The organism is Roseateles sp. (assembly GCF_039595595.1).
In the GTDB taxonomy this organism is placed as follows: Bacteria; Pseudomonadota; Gammaproteobacteria; order Burkholderiales; family Burkholderiaceae_C; genus Roseateles.
In genome coordinates this window covers 551,651-569,067 of sequence record NZ_JBCNLG010000001.1, presented here as the reverse complement: position 1 = coordinate 569,067, position 17,417 = coordinate 551,651, and the positions used below count along the sequence as shown (strand labels likewise).

The window sequence follows — 17,417 nt, the reverse complement described above, 5'->3', positions numbered from 1 at the left end:
CGGGCGCTCGCCGCCCTTGCGGCCCGAGAACATCGTCCACCAGACGATGAAGACGAGCAGCGCGAGGGCGCCAAGCGCCTCCAGCAAAATCACGCCCATGATTCGTGGTCCGATCCGTTGCAGAACTCGCCGCTGGAGCGCGGCGCTGGCGATTCTAGGGGTGCTGTCGGCCTGCGCCGGCTCACAGCCCGTGCGCGAGCCGGGGGCCTCCCCGAAGGCGCCACCCGGCCCGGCGGCCGCGGCGCGGCCCGTGCTGCCGGGTGTCATCGCGCCGCGCGCGGCGGTCGATCCCGAGAAGCTGCTCAACGGCGAGGACGACACCGCCGGCCGCCGCGTGCTGCTGCGCGAGCGCTCGCGCTGGGTCGCGGCCGAATGGAACGAGTTGCCCGGCTGGGGCCAGGATCGCGCGCTGGAATGGTGGCCGGCGCTGCTGCGCGGCTGCGAGAAGCCGATGCCGGGCTGGACCGCCGTCTGCGCGCAGGCGCGGGCGCTGCGTCCCACCGATGACCGCGACGCGATGATCTGGCTGATGAAGACGCTGCAGCCCTACCGGATCGAGACGCCGGATGGCCAGCGCGACGGCGTGATGACCGGCTACTACGAGCCGCAGCTCGAGGCGCGCCGGCAGCCGCAGGGCGAGTTCAAGGTGCCGCTGCTGTCGCCGCCGCCGGACCTGGCGCAGCGCAAGCCCTACGACTCACGCCAGCAGATCGAGAGCAACGCGTCGCTGTCCCGGCTCAGCCTGGCCTGGGTGCAGGATCCGCTGGACGCGCTGGTGATGCAGATCCAGGGCAGCGGCCGGCTGCGCGTGACCGAGCGCGACGGCTCCAGCCGCTGGGTGCGCCTGTCCTTCGCGGCGCACAACGAGCAGCCTTACCGGTCGATGGGCCAGTGGCTGATCGCCCAAGGCGAACTGCGGCCGACGGAAGCTTCCTGGCCCGGCATCAAGGAATGGAGCCGGCGCAATCCGCAGCGGCTCAAGGAGGCGATGTGGGCCAACCCGCGCTACGTCTTCTTCCGCGAGGAGCCGTTGCCGGACCTGGCCGTCGGCCCGCGCGGCGGCCAGGGCGTGCCGCTGACGCCGGGGCGCTCGATCGCGGTCGACAAGGCCAGCATTCCCTACGGGACGCCGGTCTGGCTGGACACGACCGAGCCGCTGTCGACGACACCGCTGCGCCGCCTGGTGATGGCGCAGGACACCGGCAGCGCGATCGTGGGCGCGGTGCGGGCCGATTTCTTCTGGGGCTGGGGCGAGAGCGCCGAGGCGCAGGCGGGCCGCATGAAGCAGCCGCTGCGGCTATGGGCGCTGTGGCCGCGCGAGGCCGGCGGCATGGCAGACGGGACCACGGGCAGCGCGGCGGGCGCGCCGCTCACTCGGTGACCTGGACGCCCTTCCAGAACGCGACGCGGTCCTTGATGTTGGCGGCGGCCTCGGACGGCTCGGGGTAGTACCAGACGGCGTCGGGGTTCATGTCGCCGTGGACCAGCAGGCTAAAGTAGTGCGCCTGCCCTTTCCAGGGGCAGCTCGTGCGGTGATTGCTGAACGTGGTGAATTCGCGCTTGAGCGCGGCCATCGGGAAGTAGTGATTCCCTTCGACCACCACGGTGTCGTCGCTCTCGGCGATGACTTCGCCGTTCCAGGTTGCCTTCATTCCATCTCCTCGTGCAGAAACGTTATTTCGCCCATCGGGGCAAGGACATCTTCGTCACCGCCGGCTCGGCGCGGGATCTCGCGCCCGGCAGCTTCGGGATCTGCGCGATCGGGGGCGGCGCGGAGGGCTGGTCGGTCGTCCACGTCGGCCCCGATGGCGACGCCGCCGATCTGGGCGGCGAGTACTACTTTGCCACCGCTGAAGAGGCCCTCGAATTCCTGCGCGAACTCATCGACCTGATGACGGACGGCGGTGAGCCCGAAGGACTGCGCGGGGAGTGAATCCGTGGCCGTGAGGCGATTAGAGGCCTTAATCGACTCAAATTTGAGTCGATTCTTGGTTATACGCGAGTTACACTTCTTAATCGCCTCAATTTTGAGTCGATTGCCTCCAGGAATCGCCTCATGGCCTACGACCTCCCGCTGATCTGGCAAGCCGCTGACTGGCCAAACCTGCATGCCAACCCTGAACGCATCCAGGAAGCGCTGTCGCGTGCGCGCCGGGCTCAGGGCATCGTGGAAGGTCGCCTCGCATTGGTCGGGTTCGAGCATCGATTGACCCTCGAAGCCGACGCCTGGAGCCAGGATGCCATGGCCACGGCTGCGATCGAGGGGGAGCGCTACGACCTTGCGGCAGTCCGTTCCTCCATCGAGCGCCGCCTGGGGGTGGGTGGGCAGGATGGTCCGGCGGCACCCCGCAATGTCGAAGGTTTGCTCGACATCATGCAGGACGCCGTGAACGGCAGCCAGGAGCCTCTCACGCATCAGCGCTTGCATGGCTGGCAAGCTGCCCTCTTCCCGGACGGCTACTCCGGCATGCGGCGGATCTTGGTGGGTGCCTACCGGAATCATCGCGAACCCATGCAGATCGTGAGCGGTGCACATGGTCGCGAAAAGGTGCATTACGAAGCGCCGCCTTCCTCGCAGTTGCCGGTGGAAATGAGCGCCTTCGTCACCTGGTTCAATTCGACGGCGGGCCAGGACCCCTTGGTCACTGCCGCAGTGGCTCATGTCTGGTTCGAGACCATCCACCCGTTCGAGGACGGCAATGGTCGTATTGGCCGCGCCCTGATCGACTTGGTGCTGGCGCGAGAAATGGGTCCGAGCAGCCGACTGATCCGCACCTCGCAACGCTTGTTGGAGGCACGCAAGGCGTATTACGACGAGTTGGAGGCTGCACAGCACGGCACCGTGGATGTCACTCGCTGGGTGCTCTGGTTCCTGGAGCAGGTCCGCGTCTCCTGCGAAAGCGCGACCGTGACGATTGACGCAACCTTGGACAAGGCGCGCTTCTGGGCAGCGCATGAGAAGGCACCGATTTCGCCACGCCAGCGCAAGGTGATCAACGTGCTGCTCGATGCCGGCCCCAACGGTTTCGAAGGCGGCATGAGCACGCGCAAGTACGAGAGCATCGGCGCGACCTCGCGCGCGACCGCCTCGCGGGAGCTGCTGGAGCTGGAGGCGCTGGGCCTGCTGCGGCGCGCCGGCGCGGGGCGCTCGACGCGCTACTACATCGCCCTCGACGGCTGGGCGCCCGCGCCGGACGCCGGCGCCACGGCCCAGGCACCGGGCGGCTGATCGCTCACAGCGGCTTCAGGTCCTCGCCGACCACGCGCACCAGCAGCCCCTTCCCTTCGGGGGTCACGCGGAACTCCCCATAGCGCGCGGCCTGCCAGCGCTGAGCCTCGCCCTCCTTGAAGAACCAGCCGTCGGAGACGAAGGTCCAGCCGCCGCCCTTGGGCGTGAGCTGCAGCAGCTGCGTCCCCGGCGGCGCAGCTTCATCCGGGCCGAGCAGCCGAGGCGATTGCGCGACGCCGCGCGCGTCGAGCGTCACCGCGATGCGCGGCCGCGCGCCCCACAGCATCGGAGCTTCAACGCGGTGTCGGCTGCTCCAGTCCACGCCGGGCAGGTCGTAGCTCAGCCGCATGTAGTCGCCCTGCATCAGCGAGCGCGGGTCCACCGGCGCCAGCTTCACGAACACGGGCCGGCCGGTGTCGATCAAGCGCTCGCGGCCGGCGATGCCGACGTTCACCACCGCCAGCGCGAGCACGCCCGCGCCGATCAGCACCGCCGGCGCGCCACGCATCGCGAACGTGGCCGGCGATGCCGTGCCGGGCGCCGGAGCCGGATGCCAGGCCAGCCAGCGGACCCACGCGAGCAGCGCCGCGCCCGCCGCCACGAGCGCGAGCGACTTGTGCGCCAGCGGCAGATGCCATTCGTAGTACAGGGCGCCGATGGCCCACACCGCCGCGGCGCCGGCGAGCATCGCCAGCCGCCAGCGGCGCGTCGACAGCATCAGCGACAGCACCAGCAGCGTGCCGCCGAGCGCCGGCATCAGCGCGGCCAAGGCCGCCAGCACCAGCACGGGCGGCAGCATCCGGGCCGCGCCGGCCAGCCGCCAGCGATGCTGCAGCCAGACGGCCGCGATCAGGACGAGGGCCACCGACAGCCCTCGCGACGCGGTGTGCAGCACCGCATGCCCGGCCGGCATGCCGGCCCAGAGATCGCGCGACACATTGGCCGTCGGACCGAACGCCCCCACCGCCCCGAACGACCAGCCCGCCGCGAGCGCATGGCAGGCGAGCACGACGATCCACCATCCGGCCAGCGCCGGCTCCATCGCTGCGGCGATGGGTGCCGTGGCGGCATTCCGGCCAGCGCGCGCCTGAAGCCCCGCCATCGCCAGCCCGAACGCGAGCAGCAGCGCCGCCTGCGTCAGCGGCTGGCCGCCGTCGAACCGGTACCAGGCGTGAGGCGTCAGGTCCCTCAGCGCGAGATGGATCAGGAAGGCCACCAGCCCCGCCATCCCCGCGCCGAGCAGCACCCGCAGCCAGCCTTGCGGCAGCAACGCGATCAACGCGGCGCCGATGACCAGGCCAGTCAGCGCCGCGCCATCGTTGGACAGATCGCGTGCCAGCCCGTAGCCCAGGCAGACACCCCCCGTCAGCAGCAGCGGAATCGCGGCCTGTTCGACGAACAACGGCAACGCGCGGCTGCGCAGCAGCACGACCGCCAGCGTCAGCAGGCCGATGCCTTCGATGTAGGCCATGGGGCCGTGGTCCCAGTCGCGGCCGAAGATCATCGCGAGCAGGAAGATGAACGGCGGCACCGCCAGCCACGCGCCCAGCGCCGTGAGCACCACCACCGGCCACGGGCGCTCCGGCGCACCCGCTTCCGCAGGCGCGAGCCCTTCGGCGCGGGCCTGCTCGACCCAGTCCTCGCGCGCGCTCATGCCCGGGCCTCCTTCGCGCCCACGCGGCGCATGATCAGACTCACGCTGGCCGCCAGCAGCCCGCAGGCGACCAGCCCGATCAGGAACACGCCGCCGATGTCGCCGCGCGCCTCGATCACCGCCCGGGCCAGGCCCGCGACCAGCAGCGTGTCGACCGCCAGCGCGAGCGCGCTCAGCGCGTAGACCTCCGCATGGCGCCACGCCAGCACCAGGCCCACGCCCATGACGCCAAGGCCGAGATAGAACTGCGGTCCCACCTCGCGTTCGAACAGCGCGCCCAGCGCGGTCCCCGAGATCGCGACCACCGACGCCAGCACCGCGATGCGCCAGGCCCAGGGCTGCGCCGCGGCGCCCGGGCGGAAGGCCAGTCCGGCGCACAGCGCGCCGTACGCGACGAAACCGATCGCATGCACCGGCACCGTCGACGCGTCGAAGCGCCACAAGTGCCCGCCGAAGGTCTGCATCCACAGCCCGATCCCGGTCGCCACGACCAGCGCCCACGGCGTCCACACCAGGTCCGAACGCGCGGCCCAGGCGATCGGCAATCCGATCGCGGCCCACAGCGCGAACAGCTGCCAGGGGTCGGCGCCGGTCTGGTAGGTCTGGCCGAAATACGCGAGCAGCCCGCCCAGCGCCAGGAACGCCGCCATCGCCAGCGGCGCCCGCCAGGCCGCGAGCAGCGCGGCGGCGACCAGCGCCACGCCCAGCACCGCCTCCAGCAGCCCGAAGCGCAGCGCGCGGCCGAAGTCGTCCCAGTTCGCGGCCACCCACAGGATCAGACCGAAGCCGATCAACCCCGCCGCCAGCGCGCCCGCGCCGCGGCGGATCGGCGTCCAGGCCCCGGCCGGCGGATCATCGACGCCGGCGAGCGCGCGCAAGCGCCGTGCGCTGCTCGCATCCAGGCCCTGTCGGGCCGTCCATTGGTACAAGCGCTCGTGCAGACTCACAGCTTCCTCCCTCAGGATGCGGCCGTCTCCGGGCCGCCCGTGGTGTTCATCGAGGGAGCCGATTCTTCCTCATCCTTCGCCTGCCAACCGGGAGATCCACATGGGACAGATGATCGACTTCGAACGCCCCGACGGCGCCCTCACGCCCGGCTACCTCGCCAGCGCCGGCGAGGGCTCGCCCGGCATGATCCTGATCCAGGAATGGTGGGGCCTGAAGCCCCACATCAAGGACATCGCCGAGCGGCTCGCCTCGGCCGGCATCACGGCGCTGGCGCCCGACCTCTTCCGCGGCCGCATCGCCAGCGACGCGGACGAGGCCAGCCATCTGATGAACGGGCTGGACTTCGCGGACGCGACGACGCAGGACCTGCAGGGCGCCCTCAATCACCTGCGCGATCAGCTCGGCTGCGGTGCCGTGGGGGTGATGGGCTACTGCATGGGCGGCGCGCTCACCATCGCGGCCGGCGTGCACATCAGGGACCTGCAGGCGGCGGTCTGCTACTACGGGATCCCGCCAGCGGAATTCGCCGACCCGGCGAAGATCGCCGCGCCCTTCCTCGGCCACTTCGCCACGCGCGACGACTGGTGCACGCCCGAGAAGGTCGACGCGCTCCAGGCCCGGATGAAGGGCGCCGGCAAGCAGCCGGTGATCCATCGCTATGTCGCCGACCACGCGTTCTCCAACAGCACCCGGCCCGAGGTCTACGACAAGGCCGCCGCGGACCTCGCGTGGACCCGCACGCTGGACTTCCTCCACCACCACCTCGCCTGACCCGCACATGCCCATGCACCGCCGACTGATCCCCGCCGCCGCTGTCTGGGCGCTGTCCGCCGCCTCCGCCTTCGCGCAGGTCACCCCGGCCTCGGGCCCTGCGTCGGCGACGGCCCGCGCCGTGGCCGAGACCGCCCCGCCGCCGCTCGATCCACGCGTCGCGCCGATGCTGGCGGACATCTCCGCCGAGCGCATCGAGCGCACCATCCGCCAGCTCGCCGCCTTCGGCACGCGCCACACCGCGTCCGAGACCGCGAGCGACACGCGCGGCATCGGCGCCGCGCGGCGCTGGATCGAGCGCCAGCTCAAGGACTGCGCCGCCAAGGCCGGCGGACGGCTGCAGGTGACGATGGACGCCTTCATCGAGCCGGCGGGCAACCGGCTGTCGGCGCCGACGGAACTGGTCAATGTCGTGGCGACGCTGCCCGGCGCGTCGGCCGGCACGCCGCGCGAGCGGGTGCTGGTGGTGAGCGGGCATTACGACTCGCGCAACAGCGACGTGATGGACGCCCGGGGCGAGGCGCCCGGCGCCAACGACGACGCCTCCGGCACCGCGGCCGTGATGGAGATGGCCTGCGCGATGGCGAAGCAGCGCTTCGACGCGACGCTGGTGTTCATGGCCGTCCCAGGCGAGGAGCAGGGCCTGCTGGGCGCGCGCCACTGGGCCCGGCGCGCGCGGGCGCAGGGACTGAACGTCGAAGGGATGATCACCAACGACATCGTCGGCAGTTCGCGCGGCGACAAGGGCGAGCACGACCCGAAGCGGCTGCGGCTGTTCGCCGACGGTTTCGACCCCTTGCTGCGGCTGCTGGTGAACGCCGGCAGCAACACGCCCACGACCGAGGACGAGCTCAAGACCAATGACGCGATCCGGGCGCAGCTGCAGCCGCTGGCGGTCGCCGGCGGCGGCGAGGACCTGCCGACGCAGCAGTTCGGCCGCCATCTGAAGGCGCAGGGCGAGCGCTACCTGCCGGGCTTTCGCATCGATCTGATCCAGCGCCGCGACCGCTACCTGCGCGGCGGCGATCACCTGCCCTTCCTGGAGCGCGGCTACGCGGCAGTGCGCTTTTCCGAGCCCTTCGAGGATTTCCGCCACCAGCACCAGAACCTGCGCACGGAAGGCGGCGTCGTCTACGGCGACCTGCCCGAGTTCGTCGACTTCGGCTACGTGGCCGACGTCGCGCGGATCAACCTGGCGGGCCTGGCGACGCTGGCCTGGGCGCCGTCGCCGGTCAAGGGCGCGCGCATCGACGCGCGCGAACTCACCAACGACACGACGCTGCTGTGGACGGCCAGCGCCGACCCCGAGCTGGCGGGCTACCGCGTGGTGTGGCGCCGCAGCGAGTCCCAGGCCTGGGAGGGCGCCAAGGACGTGGGCATGGTCACCACGGTCACGCTGCCGCTGTCCAAGGACAACCTGATCTTCGGCGTCCAGGCGCTCTCCAAGTCCGGCCACGCGAGCCTGGCGAGCTACCCGCTGCCCTTGTCGCGATGAGCGCGGTCCGGGGCCGGCGCGGGGCTATCTCAGCACGCCCTTGCCCAGCCACTGGCTCCAGATCTTCATCGTCACGCGCTGATCGGACAGGCCGGGATACTCGGCCATCGTCTTGCGCAGCGCGGTCTCGTCGGTGCCGCGCATGAAGAGGACCTCGCCGATCGGCCCGTCCTCGAGCGAGTACCACGCCCCGATGACGCCGTCGTCGAGCGCCCGCTGCAGGAACACCGGCACCGCGTCCTTGTCCTTGGGCTCGGCGCGGCTCAGCAGCACGATGCGGTTCTCCTCGATCCCGTCGGGATCGATCCCCGTGTGGTGCAGCGCCTGGTGCACCGTCGCCATCTGCGCGTTCACCGTCATGTAGCCCTCGCGCACGTACGCGTCGGGCTCGAAGTACTGCCTCAGGATCTGGCGGTTGGGCGCCTTGACGACCACGATGCCGCGCTTCTCCCGCGACGGATCGCGCAGCGGCCCGGCCGCGAAGAGCTTGCCTTCGGCGAACAGCCGCTTGAAGTTGTCGAGGTGGCCGCGCTGCATCGCCTCGACGGCGGCCTTGTCATCGGGCACCGGGCGGCCGGTCTCGAGGAAGATGAACCACATCTGCTCGGCCGCGAAGATCGTGGCCGGGGCGCCGCCGGCCTGGGCCCGCGCCGTCGGCGCGACGGTCGACAGCGCGCTCAGCGCCGCGGCCCCCGCGATCAGGGAACGTCGTTGCATCGGAGTCTCCTTGCCGTTCACCGGACGATCGACGGATCAACCGGTGTCGGCGGACGACTCTACTCCCGCGGCCGCGTGCCCGGGACCGCCGCCCGCAGCGAGTTCAGCATCAGCCGCGCGCTGGACAGGTTGGTGGCGCAGGCCACGTCGTGCACGTCGCAGGCGCGCACCAGCGCGTTGATGTCGGGTTCATGCGGCTGTGGCGTCATCGGATCGCGCAGGAAGACCACCGCGTCGACCAGACCCACCGCCAGCCGCGCGCCGATCTGCAGGTCGCCGCCCAGCGGGCCCGACAACATGCGCTCCACCGTCAATCCGACTTCCGCGGCCAGGCGCGTGCCGGTGGTGCCGGTGGCGATCAGCTCGCAGCCGCCGAGGAAGTCCGCGAACTCGGTCGCGAGCATCACCATCTCGTCCTTCTTGCCGTCGTGGGCGATCAGGGCGAGGCGCAGGCGCGCGGGCGCGGTGGTCGGCGCCGCGGCGCCGGTGGGAAGGGAGGCGGTCATGGGCGCGATCGTAGGTCCGCCAGACGGCGCGCGAGTTACCGGCGCGGTTCTTTCTGCGCGGGCGCCTTTGTTGTCGCCACCGCCGCAGCAGCCGCCGCTGCCGCTGCAGCCTTCGCCGGTGTTGCCGCGACGCCCGCCAGCGGCAGGTTGCCCACGCCGCGGTTCATCGCGTTGAGCAGGTCGCCGTTGTCCTGGCTCAGCTCCCACGCGAACACGCCGGCGAGCCCGAGCTCACGCGCGTAGCGGCCCTTCGCCAGCACGGCGCGCGGATCGTCGTAGCCCATCCAGAGCTTGAGCGCCGGGTGGTACAGCGACCACGACTGCGTCACCGGATCCCAGACCGACTGGTAGCCCGCACGGCCCTTGCCCGCCGCATCGAGGATCCGCCCGGCGATCTCGCGATAGCCTTGCGCGCCCTCTCCGCCCGGATAGGCGCCGGTCTTGGCCGTGCCCGCCCGGGTCTCGCTCACCCCAGTGAAGCCGCGGCCATACATCGCGACGCCGGCCACCAGCTTCGCGCGCGGCACGCCGGCGGTCTCCAGGTTGCGCACGGCGCGCTCCAGGCTGTCGTCCGCCTCCGGCCTCGAGGCGCGCAGCGCCGTGTGATGGCCCGCCACCGGCGACCAGATCCCGTAGAAGTCGTAGCTCATCATGAAGACGAGATCGAGCGGCTTGGCCGCGTCCTTGAAGTTGATCCTGCCGACGATCGACGCCATCGGATTCACCGCCGTCGTCAGCAGATAGGGACGGCCGGTCTCGGCGGTGAGCGCGTCCAGCGCCTGGCGCAGGTCGGCCATCAGCTCCGCGTAGGACTGGCCGTCCCGTGGACTGCCGAGCTGCACGCCGTTCGCCGCGCCGTTGTTGCCCGGGTGCTCCCAGTCGATGTCGATGCCGTCGAAGGCCGGATGCTCGCGCAGGAAGCGCTGCGCCGAGGCGGCGAAGACGGCGCGCCTCGCCGGGTCGCCGGCCAGGTGGAAGATCGGATCGGACCCTCCCCAGCCGCCGACCGACGCGACGATCTTCAGATGCGGCGCGCGCTGCTTGTAGCGCAGGAAGGCGGCGTTGAAGCGCTCGTCGACGGGGCCGGTGCCGATCTCGAAGTCCTTCTTGCCGGCGCACTTCGCGGCGTCCTTCTCCAGTTGGCCGGGGCCGCACAGGCGCAGGAAGGCGTAAAGCACATGGGTCAGGTTCTGCGGGGGAACGCGCTCGATCAGCTCGACGGGCTCCCAATTCGGCACGTACACGCCGACGACCTTGCCTCCGGTGCGTTCGAACTCGACCGGCTTGCCGCCGAAGAGCGCGTAGCCCGGCGCGTCGGCCTTGGGCTCGGGCGCCGGCGCCGCGGCGACGGCGCCTGCCGCGATCAGCGCGGCGCTCAGGGGGATCAGGACGCGGGACAGGACTCGAGGGGACATGCGGGCCTCCAATGGACGCCGCAGCTTAGCGGATCGCGCGAGAAAATAACACCAGTCAAATACCAATTTGCCGAAACAAGGCGATTCGAAGAAACCTCCATGGAGCCAGTCAGGGCGCCACGTCGATGCGCAGCTGGAGCTCGCGCAGCTTCTGCACTTCCGCGTCGCGGGTGCTGTAGACGTTGCGGCTGGCGCTGGTCGCGACGCTGCCGGTGCGCGCGATCGTGACCCAGATGCCGAGCGGCGCCTGCACGGTGCTGAGGACATCGGTGCTGGGGCGCTGCTGCGCGTCGGGGAGTGAGCTGCCGTAGGCGCCCCCCTGCGGCATCTGCGCCTGGTCCGTCGCGCGGACCTCGACGCTGACGGGCCCTCGACCGCCCGGCCAGCTCGGCTTGACCACGATGCCCCGTACCCGCTCCGCCATCCCCTGGCGCGGAATGACGACCACGCGGTCACGCGGCTCGCCCTGCTGGCGGTCGAGCGCCACGTCGACCCACTGGATCGGCGTCGACTCGGTCATCGTGAACGAGGCCTGCGAGCCGTTGAGCACCGTCAGCCGCGGAAAGAGCTGCTGGCGCTGCTCGCGGTTCTCGGTGGAGAGCGTCACGCCGCCGCGCGGTGACACGCTGCCGCCGGTGCTGACGACCGTGCTGCCATCGCGGATGCCTGCGACCGTGGAGCCGCTGAGCTCCGATTCAACCCAGCGCAGCTCGACCTGCAGGTTCTGTTGCGAGCCCGGCGCGGCGCGGGCGGGCAGGCCCATGGCGAAGGCGAGCGCGTTGAGCGCGGCGAGGGCAGCGAGGCGGCGATGCGGGTTCATCGGGCCAGCATACGCCCGCGCGGCGTCAGCATCGTCAGGCGGCCTTGAGCACGCCACGCACGCGCGGCCAGAGCAGGTTGACGGCCAGGCCGCTGATCACGAGCGCGGCAGCCATCAGCTTCCATGGCGGCAGGCCTTCGCCGAGCAGCAGCGCGGAGCAGCTCATGCCGAACACCGGCACGAGCAGCGCCATCGGCACGATGGTCGCGGCGGGGTGGCGCGAGAGCAGCCAGCTCCAGGCCCCGTAGCCGAACAGCGTGTTGCCCACCGATTGCCAGAGCACAGCGGCCCAGGCGCCGAGGCCGGCGTGGGCCAGGGCCTGGCCGATCTGGGCGGGGCCCTCGACCACCAGCGACAGCGCGAACAGCGGCGGCGCGGCGAAGGCGCTGCTCCAGATGACATAGGCCAGCATGTTCACGGCGCCGGCGCGCTTGCCGACGATGTTGCCGCTGGACCAGCTGAAGGCCGCGACCAGCACCATCGCCAGGCCGAGCACGGTGGTCGAGCCATCGGTATGCGAGGCGATGACGCCGATGCCCGCGGCGGCCATCGCCAGCGCGACCCACTGGAAGCCCTGGACGCGTTCGCCGCTCATGCGCATCGCGAGCAGCAGGGTGAAGAACACCTGGGTCTGGATGACGAGCGAGGCGAGCCCCGGCGAGATCTGGGAGCGCATCGCCAGATAGAGCAGCCCGAACTGCCCCACGCCGACGAAGGCGCCATAGGCGGCGAGGTTGCGCCAGCCGACCTTGGGACGAGGGAGCAGGAACATCGCCGGCACGGCGGCGAGCGTGAAACGCAGCGCAGCAAACAGCAGCGGCGGGAACGCGTTCAGGCCCCAGCGGATCACGACGAAATTGCTTCCCCAGATGGCCACGACGGACAGCGCGAGCAGGAAATGGCGGAGCGGTAGCGTCATGGCGGCCGAGGCGAGCGAGCGGATCGCCGACTATGCCAGCGCGCTCTCCGGCCGATCCGGTACACGGACCCACGAATATGACCAGTACAGCCCACTTCGATAGGTCATCTCTTCTTCATCTTCAGCACATTTCCATGATCGAGATTCTCCCAATTAGAGAAATGGGCCAGGGTGATTAATGTTGACCCGTGGCTTTCGCCGCCCAGTCCCATCAGGAGTTAATCGATGTCCAAATCTTCGACCAGGGAATGGGTCATCTGCACCACCGTCCTGTCGGCGTTGCTCTGGCCCTCTCTCTATTGGAATTTCAGCGGAAACTGGCCCGAGCCCCGCGCCTGGCTCGTCTTCGGTCTCGTGCTCTTGCCGGTGCTGGCCGTGGCCGCGTGGATCTGTCGCCGTGACAGATCCTGAGAATCTCAGGTCTTGGGCCGAAGATGCCCCAGCGGCAACGCGCCCCCCGCCTTCACTTCCCCGAGCGAGAAACTCGTGTGGATATCCTTCACGTTCGGCAGGTTCAGCAGCGTGTCGATCGAGAACCGGCTGAACGCATCCAGGTCGGTGGCCATGACCTCCAGCTCGAAGGTGCCCGCACCGCTGATGTAGTGGCAGGCGATCACCTCCGGCAGTTGCCGGATCGCCTCCTCCAGCTCTTTCGTCGCGGCGCCGTTGTTGCGATCCGCATCCACCCGCACGAAGGCCAGCACCCCTAGTCCCAGCCGGCGCCGGTCGATCTCCGCGCGATAGCCGGTGATGAAGCCCTGCTCCTCCAGCCAGCGCACCCGCCGCCACGTCGGCGCCGGCGACAACCCGATGCGCGCCGCCAGCTCCGCGTTCGACAGCCGGGCCTCCCGCTGCAGCTCCCCCAGGATGGCCACGTGATACCGGTCCAGCTCCCCGCTCGCGGGGCCCCCCGGCGCTCCGGCGTCCTCGTGCTCCTCGGCGCCCGCGGACGCCGCCGTCATCCTCATGGTTTTCCCTGATGAGCCAGTTTTCGATGCCATACGAATCCCTTTCGCCATTTCGGGAAAGATTCTTGCTCAAGCAGCGCCTCACGGCGCAGAACGAGCAAACACTCGCCGGGCAATGTTTCCTACACTGATCGCTGCGTTTTGCGCACGCCAACATACTCGGCGTGACGGCAGCCCAGGCTCGCGGTCCGCCACAAGCGGGACCAAGGTCAGCCCCCCATCAGGAGACTCCCCCCATGAACGCCCCCTTGCCCGAACACATCCTGCGTGCGCTAGAAAAGGTCACGCTGGACGACAAGTACGCCCTCGATGAAGGGCGCGCCTTCATGAGCGGGGTCCAGGCCCTGGTCCGCCTGCCGATGCTGCAGCGCACCCGCGACGCCATCGCCGGCCTGAACACCGCCGGCTTCATCTCCGGCTACCGCGGCTCCCCGCTGGGCGGCTACGACCAGGCCCTGATGGCCGCCAAGAAGCACCTGGCCAAGCAGAACATCGTCTTCCAGCCCGGCGTCAACGAGGAACTCGGCGCCACCGCCGTCTGGGGCACCCAGCAGATGGCCCTGTTCCCCGAGAAGGCCAGGTTCGATGGCGTCTTCGGCATGTGGTACGGCAAGGGCCCCGGCGTCGACCGCTGCATCGACGTCTTCAAGCACGCCAACATGGCCGGCACTTCCGCGCATGGCGGCGTCATCGCCATCGCCGGCGACGACCACATCGCCAAGAGCTCCACCGCCGCCCACCAGAGCGACCACGTCTTCAAGGCCGTCGGCTTCCCCGTCTTCTTCCCGTCCAGCGTCCAGGACATCCTCGACATGGGTCTGCACGCGTTCGCCATGAGCCGCTTCTCGGGCCTGTGGTCGGGCATGAAGACGATCCAGGAGATCGTCGAGTCCTCCAGCAGCGTCAGCGTCGATCCCGACCGCGTCGAGATCCTGATGCCCGAGGACTTCCAGATGCCCCCGGGCGGCCTGCACATCCGCTGGCCCGATCCGCCGCTGGATCAGGAAGCCCGGATGATGGACTTCAAGTGGTACGCCGCCCTCGCCTACGTCCGCGCGAACAAGCTCAACCACAACGTCATCAGCACGCCCCATGACCGCATCGGCCTGATCGCCTCCGGCAAGGCCTGGAACGACACCCGCCAGGCGCTGCACGACCTGGGCCTGGACGACGACACCTGCCGCCGCCTGGGCATCCGGCTGCACAAGGTCAACGTCGTGTGGCCGCTGGAGGCCACCATCACCCGCGACTTCGCCACCGGCCTGCAGGAGATCCTCGTCATCGAGGAGAAGCGCCAGATGATCGAGTACCAGCTCAAGGAAGAGCTGTACAACTGGCGCCCGGACGTGCGCCCGAACGTGCTCGGCAAGTTCGACGAGACCGAAGGCGACATGAGCGGTGGCGAGTGGTCGCGCCCCAACCCCAGCAGCAACTGGCTGCTGCGCCCGCAGGCCGACCTGACGCCGGCCATCATTGCCCGCGCCATCGCCAAGCGCCTGAAGAAGCTGGGCGTGGACGCCGACACCGCCGCGCGCCTGGACACGCGCGTCGCGCTGATCGACGCCAAGGAGCAGTCGCTCAAAAGCGAGGAGAAGACCGCCGGCGGCGCCGACCGCACGCCCTGGTTCTGCTCCGGCTGCCCGCACAACACCAGCACCCGCGTGCCGGACGGCTCGCGCGCCGTCGGCGGCATCGGCTGCCACTACATGGTCACGTGGATGCCGGGCCGCAACACCGCGACCTTCACCCAGATGGGCGGCGAGGGCGTGCCCTGGGTCGGCCAGGCCCCGTTCACCGACGAGAAGCACATCTTCAGCAACCTCGGCGACGGCACCTACTTCCACAGCGGCATCCTGGCGATCCGCCAGTCCATCGCCGCCGGCGTGAACATCACCTACAAGGTGCTCTACAACGACGCCGTCGCCATGACCGGCGGCCAGCAGGTCGGCGAGCGCCCCGAGGGCCACAGCGTCACGCAGATCATGAACAGCCTGATCAGCGAAGGCGTCGCCAAGCTGGTCATCGTCACCGACGAGCCGGAGAAGTACGACGGCAAGCCGCTCGCCGCCGGCGTGACCGTGCATCACCGCGACGAACTCGACGCCATCCAGCGCCAGTTCCGCGAGATCCCCGGCACCACGGTCATCATCTACGACCAGACCTGCGCCACCGAGAAGCGCCGCCGCCGCAAGCGCGGCAAGCTGGCCGACCCGGCCAAGCGCACCGTCATCAACGAGCTCGTCTGCGAAGGCTGCGGCGACTGCTCGGTGCAATCGAACTGCCTGTCGGTCGAGCCGCTCGAGACCGAGTTCGGCCGCAAGCGCCAGATCAACCAGAACACCTGCAACAAGGACTTCTCCTGCGTGAAGGGTTTCTGCCCGAGCTTCGTCACCATCGAGGGCGGCGAGCTCAGGAAGCCGAAGAAGGACAAGCGCGTCAGCCCCTTCGACGCCTCGCTGCCGGCGATCCCGCAGCCGGTGGTGCCCAACGCGTCCGAGGCCTGGGGCATCGTCGTGGCCGGCGTCGGCGGCACCGGCGTGATCACCATCGGTCAACTGCTGGGCATGGCCGCGCACCTGGAGGGCAAGGGCGTCGTCACGCAGGACGCGGCCGGCCTGGCGCAGAAGGGCGGCGCGACCTGGAGCCACATCCAGATCGCCAACTCGCCGGACGCGATCTACTGCACGAAGGTCGGCACCGCCGAGGCCGACCTCGTCATCGCCTGCGATTCCATCGTCGCCGCCAACAAGACCACGCTGGCCGTGATGCGCGAGGGCCGCAGCTTCGTCGCGCTGAACACCCACGGCTCGCCCACCGCCACGCTGGTCAACAACGCGGACTGGTCCTTCCCCGGCGCGGCCTGCGAGGCCGCGGTGCAGAAGGCCGTCGGCGCGTCGCATCTGGGCATGTTCGACGCGGAAGAGGTCGCGGTGAAGCTGCTGGGCGACTCGCTCTACACCAATCCGCTGATGCTGGGCTATGCGTGGCAGAAGGGCCGCGTGCCGCTGAGCCACGCCGCGCTGATGCGCGCCATCGAGCTCAACGGCGTGCAGGTCGACAACAACAAGGCCGCCTTCGAATGGGGCCGCCGCTGCGCCCATGACCTGGCGGCGGTGCAATCACTGTTCGCGGCGCAGCAGGTGATCAATTTCGTCAAGCGCCAGGGCGTCGACGAGTTGATCGCCAAGCGCGTCGAGTTCCTGACCGACTACCAGAACGCCGCCTACGCCGAGCAGTACCGCGCCTTCGTCGAGAAGGTCCGTCAAGCGGAGCAGCCGGTGGGCGGCACGCGGTTGACCGAGGCCGTCGCGCGCTATCTGTTCAAGCTGATGGCCTACAAGGACGAGTACGAGGTCGCCCGCCTGCACATGGACACCAAGTTCCTGGACAAGATCCAGGCCCAGTTCGAGGGCGACTTCAAGGTCGTGCACCACCTCGCGCCGCCGATGCTCGCCAAGAAGAACGACAAGGGCGAGCTGCAGAAGCGCGCCTTCGGCGGCTGGGTGCGTCCGGCGATGGGCGTGCTGGCGAAGATGAAGGGCCTGCGCGGCACCGCCTTCGATCCGTTCGGTCACACCGAGGAACGCAAGATGGAGCGCCAGCTGATCGCCGACTACCGCGCCACGATCGAGGCCATCCTGGCCAAGGGCCTGACCGCCGAGCGCCTGCCGGTGGCCGTCGACCTGGCCCGCATCCCGGAGGACATCCGCGGCTACGGCCACGTCAAGGAGCGCCACGTCAAGGCCGCCCGCCTGAAGTGGGACCAGCTCAGCAAGCGCTGGCAGGAAGCGGCGTAAGGCTGCTGCACGCGCTTGGCGGACGCGGCCCGTCCGGGGAAACCCGGACGGGCCGCGTGTCTTTCGTCATCTTGGGCGTTTGGCGACGCCCTCTCATGGGGGAAGTGCGGTTTTACCGACAGGGAGCATCGATAGACTCGCACCCTTTCGGCCCGTCAGAGGCCATGCACTTTCCGGC

Annotated in this window: 16 protein-coding genes; 7 read left to right on the top strand and 9 right to left on the bottom strand. The window is 69.9% G+C overall.

Annotated features, from left to right (window positions below; translation table 11 throughout):
• The first annotated feature begins 97 nt into the window (after positions 1-97).
• A complete protein-coding gene (locus tag ABDW61_RS02555) occupies positions 98-1,381 on the top strand; it encodes an MltA domain-containing protein (RefSeq protein WP_343635888.1) in 1,284 nt (427 codons plus the stop codon).
• Here ABDW61_RS02555 and ABDW61_RS02550 read toward each other — a convergent pair.
• The gene (locus tag ABDW61_RS02550) at positions 1,371-1,652 is read right to left on the bottom strand and encodes a DUF427 domain-containing protein (protein ID WP_343635886.1); all 282 of its coding nucleotides are present in this window, start codon (positions 1,650-1,652) and stop codon (positions 1,371-1,373) included. The genes ABDW61_RS02555 and ABDW61_RS02550 overlap by 11 nt on opposite strands.
• Positions 1,653-1,663: 11 nt before the next feature.
• On the opposite strand from ABDW61_RS02550, the gene ABDW61_RS02545 reads away from it, so the two are divergent.
• Positions 1,664-1,933, top strand: coding sequence for a hypothetical protein (locus ABDW61_RS02545; protein WP_343635884.1), 270 nt, complete (start codon positions 1,664-1,666; stop codon positions 1,931-1,933).
• 123 nt (positions 1,934-2,056) lie between these two features.
• The gene (locus ABDW61_RS02540) at positions 2,057-3,229 is read left to right on the top strand and encodes a Fic family protein (protein ID WP_343635882.1); all 1,173 of its coding nucleotides are present in this window, start codon (positions 2,057-2,059) and stop codon (positions 3,227-3,229) included.
• Positions 3,230-3,233: 4 nt separating this feature from the next.
• Here ABDW61_RS02540 and ABDW61_RS02535 read toward each other — a convergent pair whose 3' ends face one another.
• Both ABDW61_RS02535 and ABDW61_RS02530 read right to left on the bottom strand, forming a co-directional pair.
• The gene (locus tag ABDW61_RS02535; RefSeq protein WP_343635880.1) at positions 3,234-4,883 is read right to left on the bottom strand and encodes a GDYXXLXY domain-containing protein; all 1,650 of its coding nucleotides are present in this window, start codon (positions 4,881-4,883) and stop codon (positions 3,234-3,236) included.
• The gene (locus ABDW61_RS02530; protein ID WP_343635878.1) at positions 4,880-5,830 is read right to left on the bottom strand and encodes a DUF2157 domain-containing protein; all 951 of its coding nucleotides are present in this window, start codon (positions 5,828-5,830) and stop codon (positions 4,880-4,882) included. The genes ABDW61_RS02535 and ABDW61_RS02530 overlap by 4 nt, the downstream gene beginning before the upstream one ends.
• Before the next feature lie 100 nt (positions 5,831-5,930).
• Here ABDW61_RS02530 and ABDW61_RS02525 point away from each other — a divergent pair, with 100 nt between their 5' ends.
• Positions 5,931-6,602: a dienelactone hydrolase family protein gene (locus ABDW61_RS02525; protein WP_343635876.1), complete on the top strand. Its 672-nt coding sequence runs from the start codon at positions 5,931-5,933 to the stop codon at positions 6,600-6,602.
• 13 nt (positions 6,603-6,615) lie between these two features.
• Positions 6,616-8,097 carry a M28 family peptidase gene (locus ABDW61_RS02520; RefSeq protein WP_343635874.1) on the top strand — a complete coding sequence of 494 codons (1,482 nt, stop codon included), beginning with the start codon at positions 6,616-6,618 and terminating at the stop codon, positions 8,095-8,097.
• A 24-nt stretch (positions 8,098-8,121) separates the two neighbouring features.
• On the opposite strand, the gene ABDW61_RS02515 is transcribed toward ABDW61_RS02520, so the two are convergent.
• The 5 genes from ABDW61_RS02515 to ABDW61_RS02495 all read right to left on the bottom strand — a co-directional run bounded on the left by ABDW61_RS02515 (position 8,122) and on the right by ABDW61_RS02495 (position 12,474).
• Positions 8,122-8,814: a hypothetical protein gene (locus ABDW61_RS02515; RefSeq protein WP_343635872.1), complete on the bottom strand. Its 693-nt coding sequence runs from the start codon at positions 8,812-8,814 to the stop codon at positions 8,122-8,124.
• 59 nt (positions 8,815-8,873) lie between these two features.
• A complete protein-coding gene (locus ABDW61_RS02510) occupies positions 8,874-9,320 on the bottom strand; it encodes a methylglyoxal synthase (RefSeq protein ID WP_343635870.1) in 447 nt (148 codons plus the stop codon).
• 35 nt (positions 9,321-9,355) lie between these two features.
• Positions 9,356-10,735 carry a glycoside hydrolase family 18 protein gene (locus ABDW61_RS02505; RefSeq protein ID WP_343635868.1) on the bottom strand — a complete coding sequence of 460 codons (1,380 nt, stop codon included), beginning with the start codon at positions 10,733-10,735 and terminating at the stop codon, positions 9,356-9,358.
• A 109-nt stretch (positions 10,736-10,844) separates the two neighbouring features.
• Positions 10,845-11,555 (bottom strand): hypothetical protein, encoded by a 711-nt coding sequence (locus ABDW61_RS02500; RefSeq protein ID WP_343635866.1) that lies wholly within the window; start codon positions 11,553-11,555, stop codon positions 10,845-10,847.
• A 34-nt stretch (positions 11,556-11,589) separates the two neighbouring features.
• Positions 11,590-12,474 (bottom strand): EamA family transporter, encoded by an 885-nt coding sequence (locus ABDW61_RS02495; protein WP_343635864.1) that lies wholly within the window; start codon positions 12,472-12,474, stop codon positions 11,590-11,592.
• Between the two features lie 225 nt (positions 12,475-12,699).
• On the opposite strand from ABDW61_RS02495, the gene ABDW61_RS02490 reads away from it, so the two are divergent.
• Entirely contained in the window at positions 12,700-12,885 is a 186-nt protein-coding gene (locus tag ABDW61_RS02490; protein ID WP_343635862.1) for a hypothetical protein, read from the top strand.
• A 5-nt stretch (positions 12,886-12,890) separates the two neighbouring features.
• Here ABDW61_RS02490 and ABDW61_RS02485 read toward each other — a convergent pair whose 3' ends face one another.
• Positions 12,891-13,436 (bottom strand): Lrp/AsnC family transcriptional regulator, encoded by a 546-nt coding sequence (locus tag ABDW61_RS02485; protein ID WP_343635860.1) that lies wholly within the window; start codon positions 13,434-13,436, stop codon positions 12,891-12,893.
• Between the two features lie 242 nt (positions 13,437-13,678).
• Between ABDW61_RS02485 and ABDW61_RS02480 the strand changes: the two genes are divergently transcribed.
• A complete protein-coding gene (locus tag ABDW61_RS02480) occupies positions 13,679-17,239 on the top strand; it encodes an indolepyruvate ferredoxin oxidoreductase family protein (protein ID WP_343635858.1) in 3,561 nt (1,186 codons plus the stop codon).
• Positions 17,240-17,417 lie beyond the last annotated feature (178 nt).

What these genes read in the sequence shown, in the direction of transcription:
- ABDW61_RS02505 (WP_343635868.1), bottom strand. Translation starts at nt 10,735, where the DNA reads ATGTCCCCTCGAGTCCTGTCCCGCGTCCTGATCCCCCTGAGCGCCGCG.
- ABDW61_RS02485 (WP_343635860.1), bottom strand. Translation starts at nt 13,436, where the DNA reads ATGACGGCGGCGTCCGCGGGCGCCGAGGAGCACGAGGACGCCGGAGCG.
- ABDW61_RS02550 (WP_343635886.1), bottom strand. Translation starts at nt 1,652, where the DNA reads ATGAAGGCAACCTGGAACGGCGAAGTCATCGCCGAGAGCGACGACACC.
- ABDW61_RS02495 (WP_343635864.1), bottom strand. Translation starts at nt 12,474, where the DNA reads ATGACGCTACCGCTCCGCCATTTCCTGCTCGCGCTGTCCGTCGTGGCC.
- ABDW61_RS02515 (WP_343635872.1), bottom strand. Translation starts at nt 8,814, where the DNA reads ATGCAACGACGTTCCCTGATCGCGGGGGCCGCGGCGCTGAGCGCGCTG.
- ABDW61_RS02555 (WP_343635888.1), top strand. Translation starts at nt 98, where the DNA reads ATGATTCGTGGTCCGATCCGTTGCAGAACTCGCCGCTGGAGCGCGGCG.
- ABDW61_RS02535 (WP_343635880.1), bottom strand. Translation starts at nt 4,883, where the DNA reads ATGAGCGCGCGCGAGGACTGGGTCGAGCAGGCCCGCGCCGAAGGGCTC.
- ABDW61_RS02540 (WP_343635882.1), top strand. Translation starts at nt 2,057, where the DNA reads ATGGCCTACGACCTCCCGCTGATCTGGCAAGCCGCTGACTGGCCAAAC.
- ABDW61_RS02490 (WP_343635862.1), top strand. Translation starts at nt 12,700, where the DNA reads ATGTCCAAATCTTCGACCAGGGAATGGGTCATCTGCACCACCGTCCTG.
- ABDW61_RS02500 (WP_343635866.1), bottom strand. Translation starts at nt 11,555, where the DNA reads ATGAACCCGCATCGCCGCCTCGCTGCCCTCGCCGCGCTCAACGCGCTC.
- ABDW61_RS02520 (WP_343635874.1), top strand. Translation starts at nt 6,616, where the DNA reads ATGCACCGCCGACTGATCCCCGCCGCCGCTGTCTGGGCGCTGTCCGCC.
- ABDW61_RS02525 (WP_343635876.1), top strand. Translation starts at nt 5,931, where the DNA reads ATGGGACAGATGATCGACTTCGAACGCCCCGACGGCGCCCTCACGCCC.
- ABDW61_RS02510 (WP_343635870.1), bottom strand. Translation starts at nt 9,320, where the DNA reads ATGACCGCCTCCCTTCCCACCGGCGCCGCGGCGCCGACCACCGCGCCC.
- ABDW61_RS02480 (WP_343635858.1), top strand. Translation starts at nt 13,679, where the DNA reads ATGAACGCCCCCTTGCCCGAACACATCCTGCGTGCGCTAGAAAAGGTC.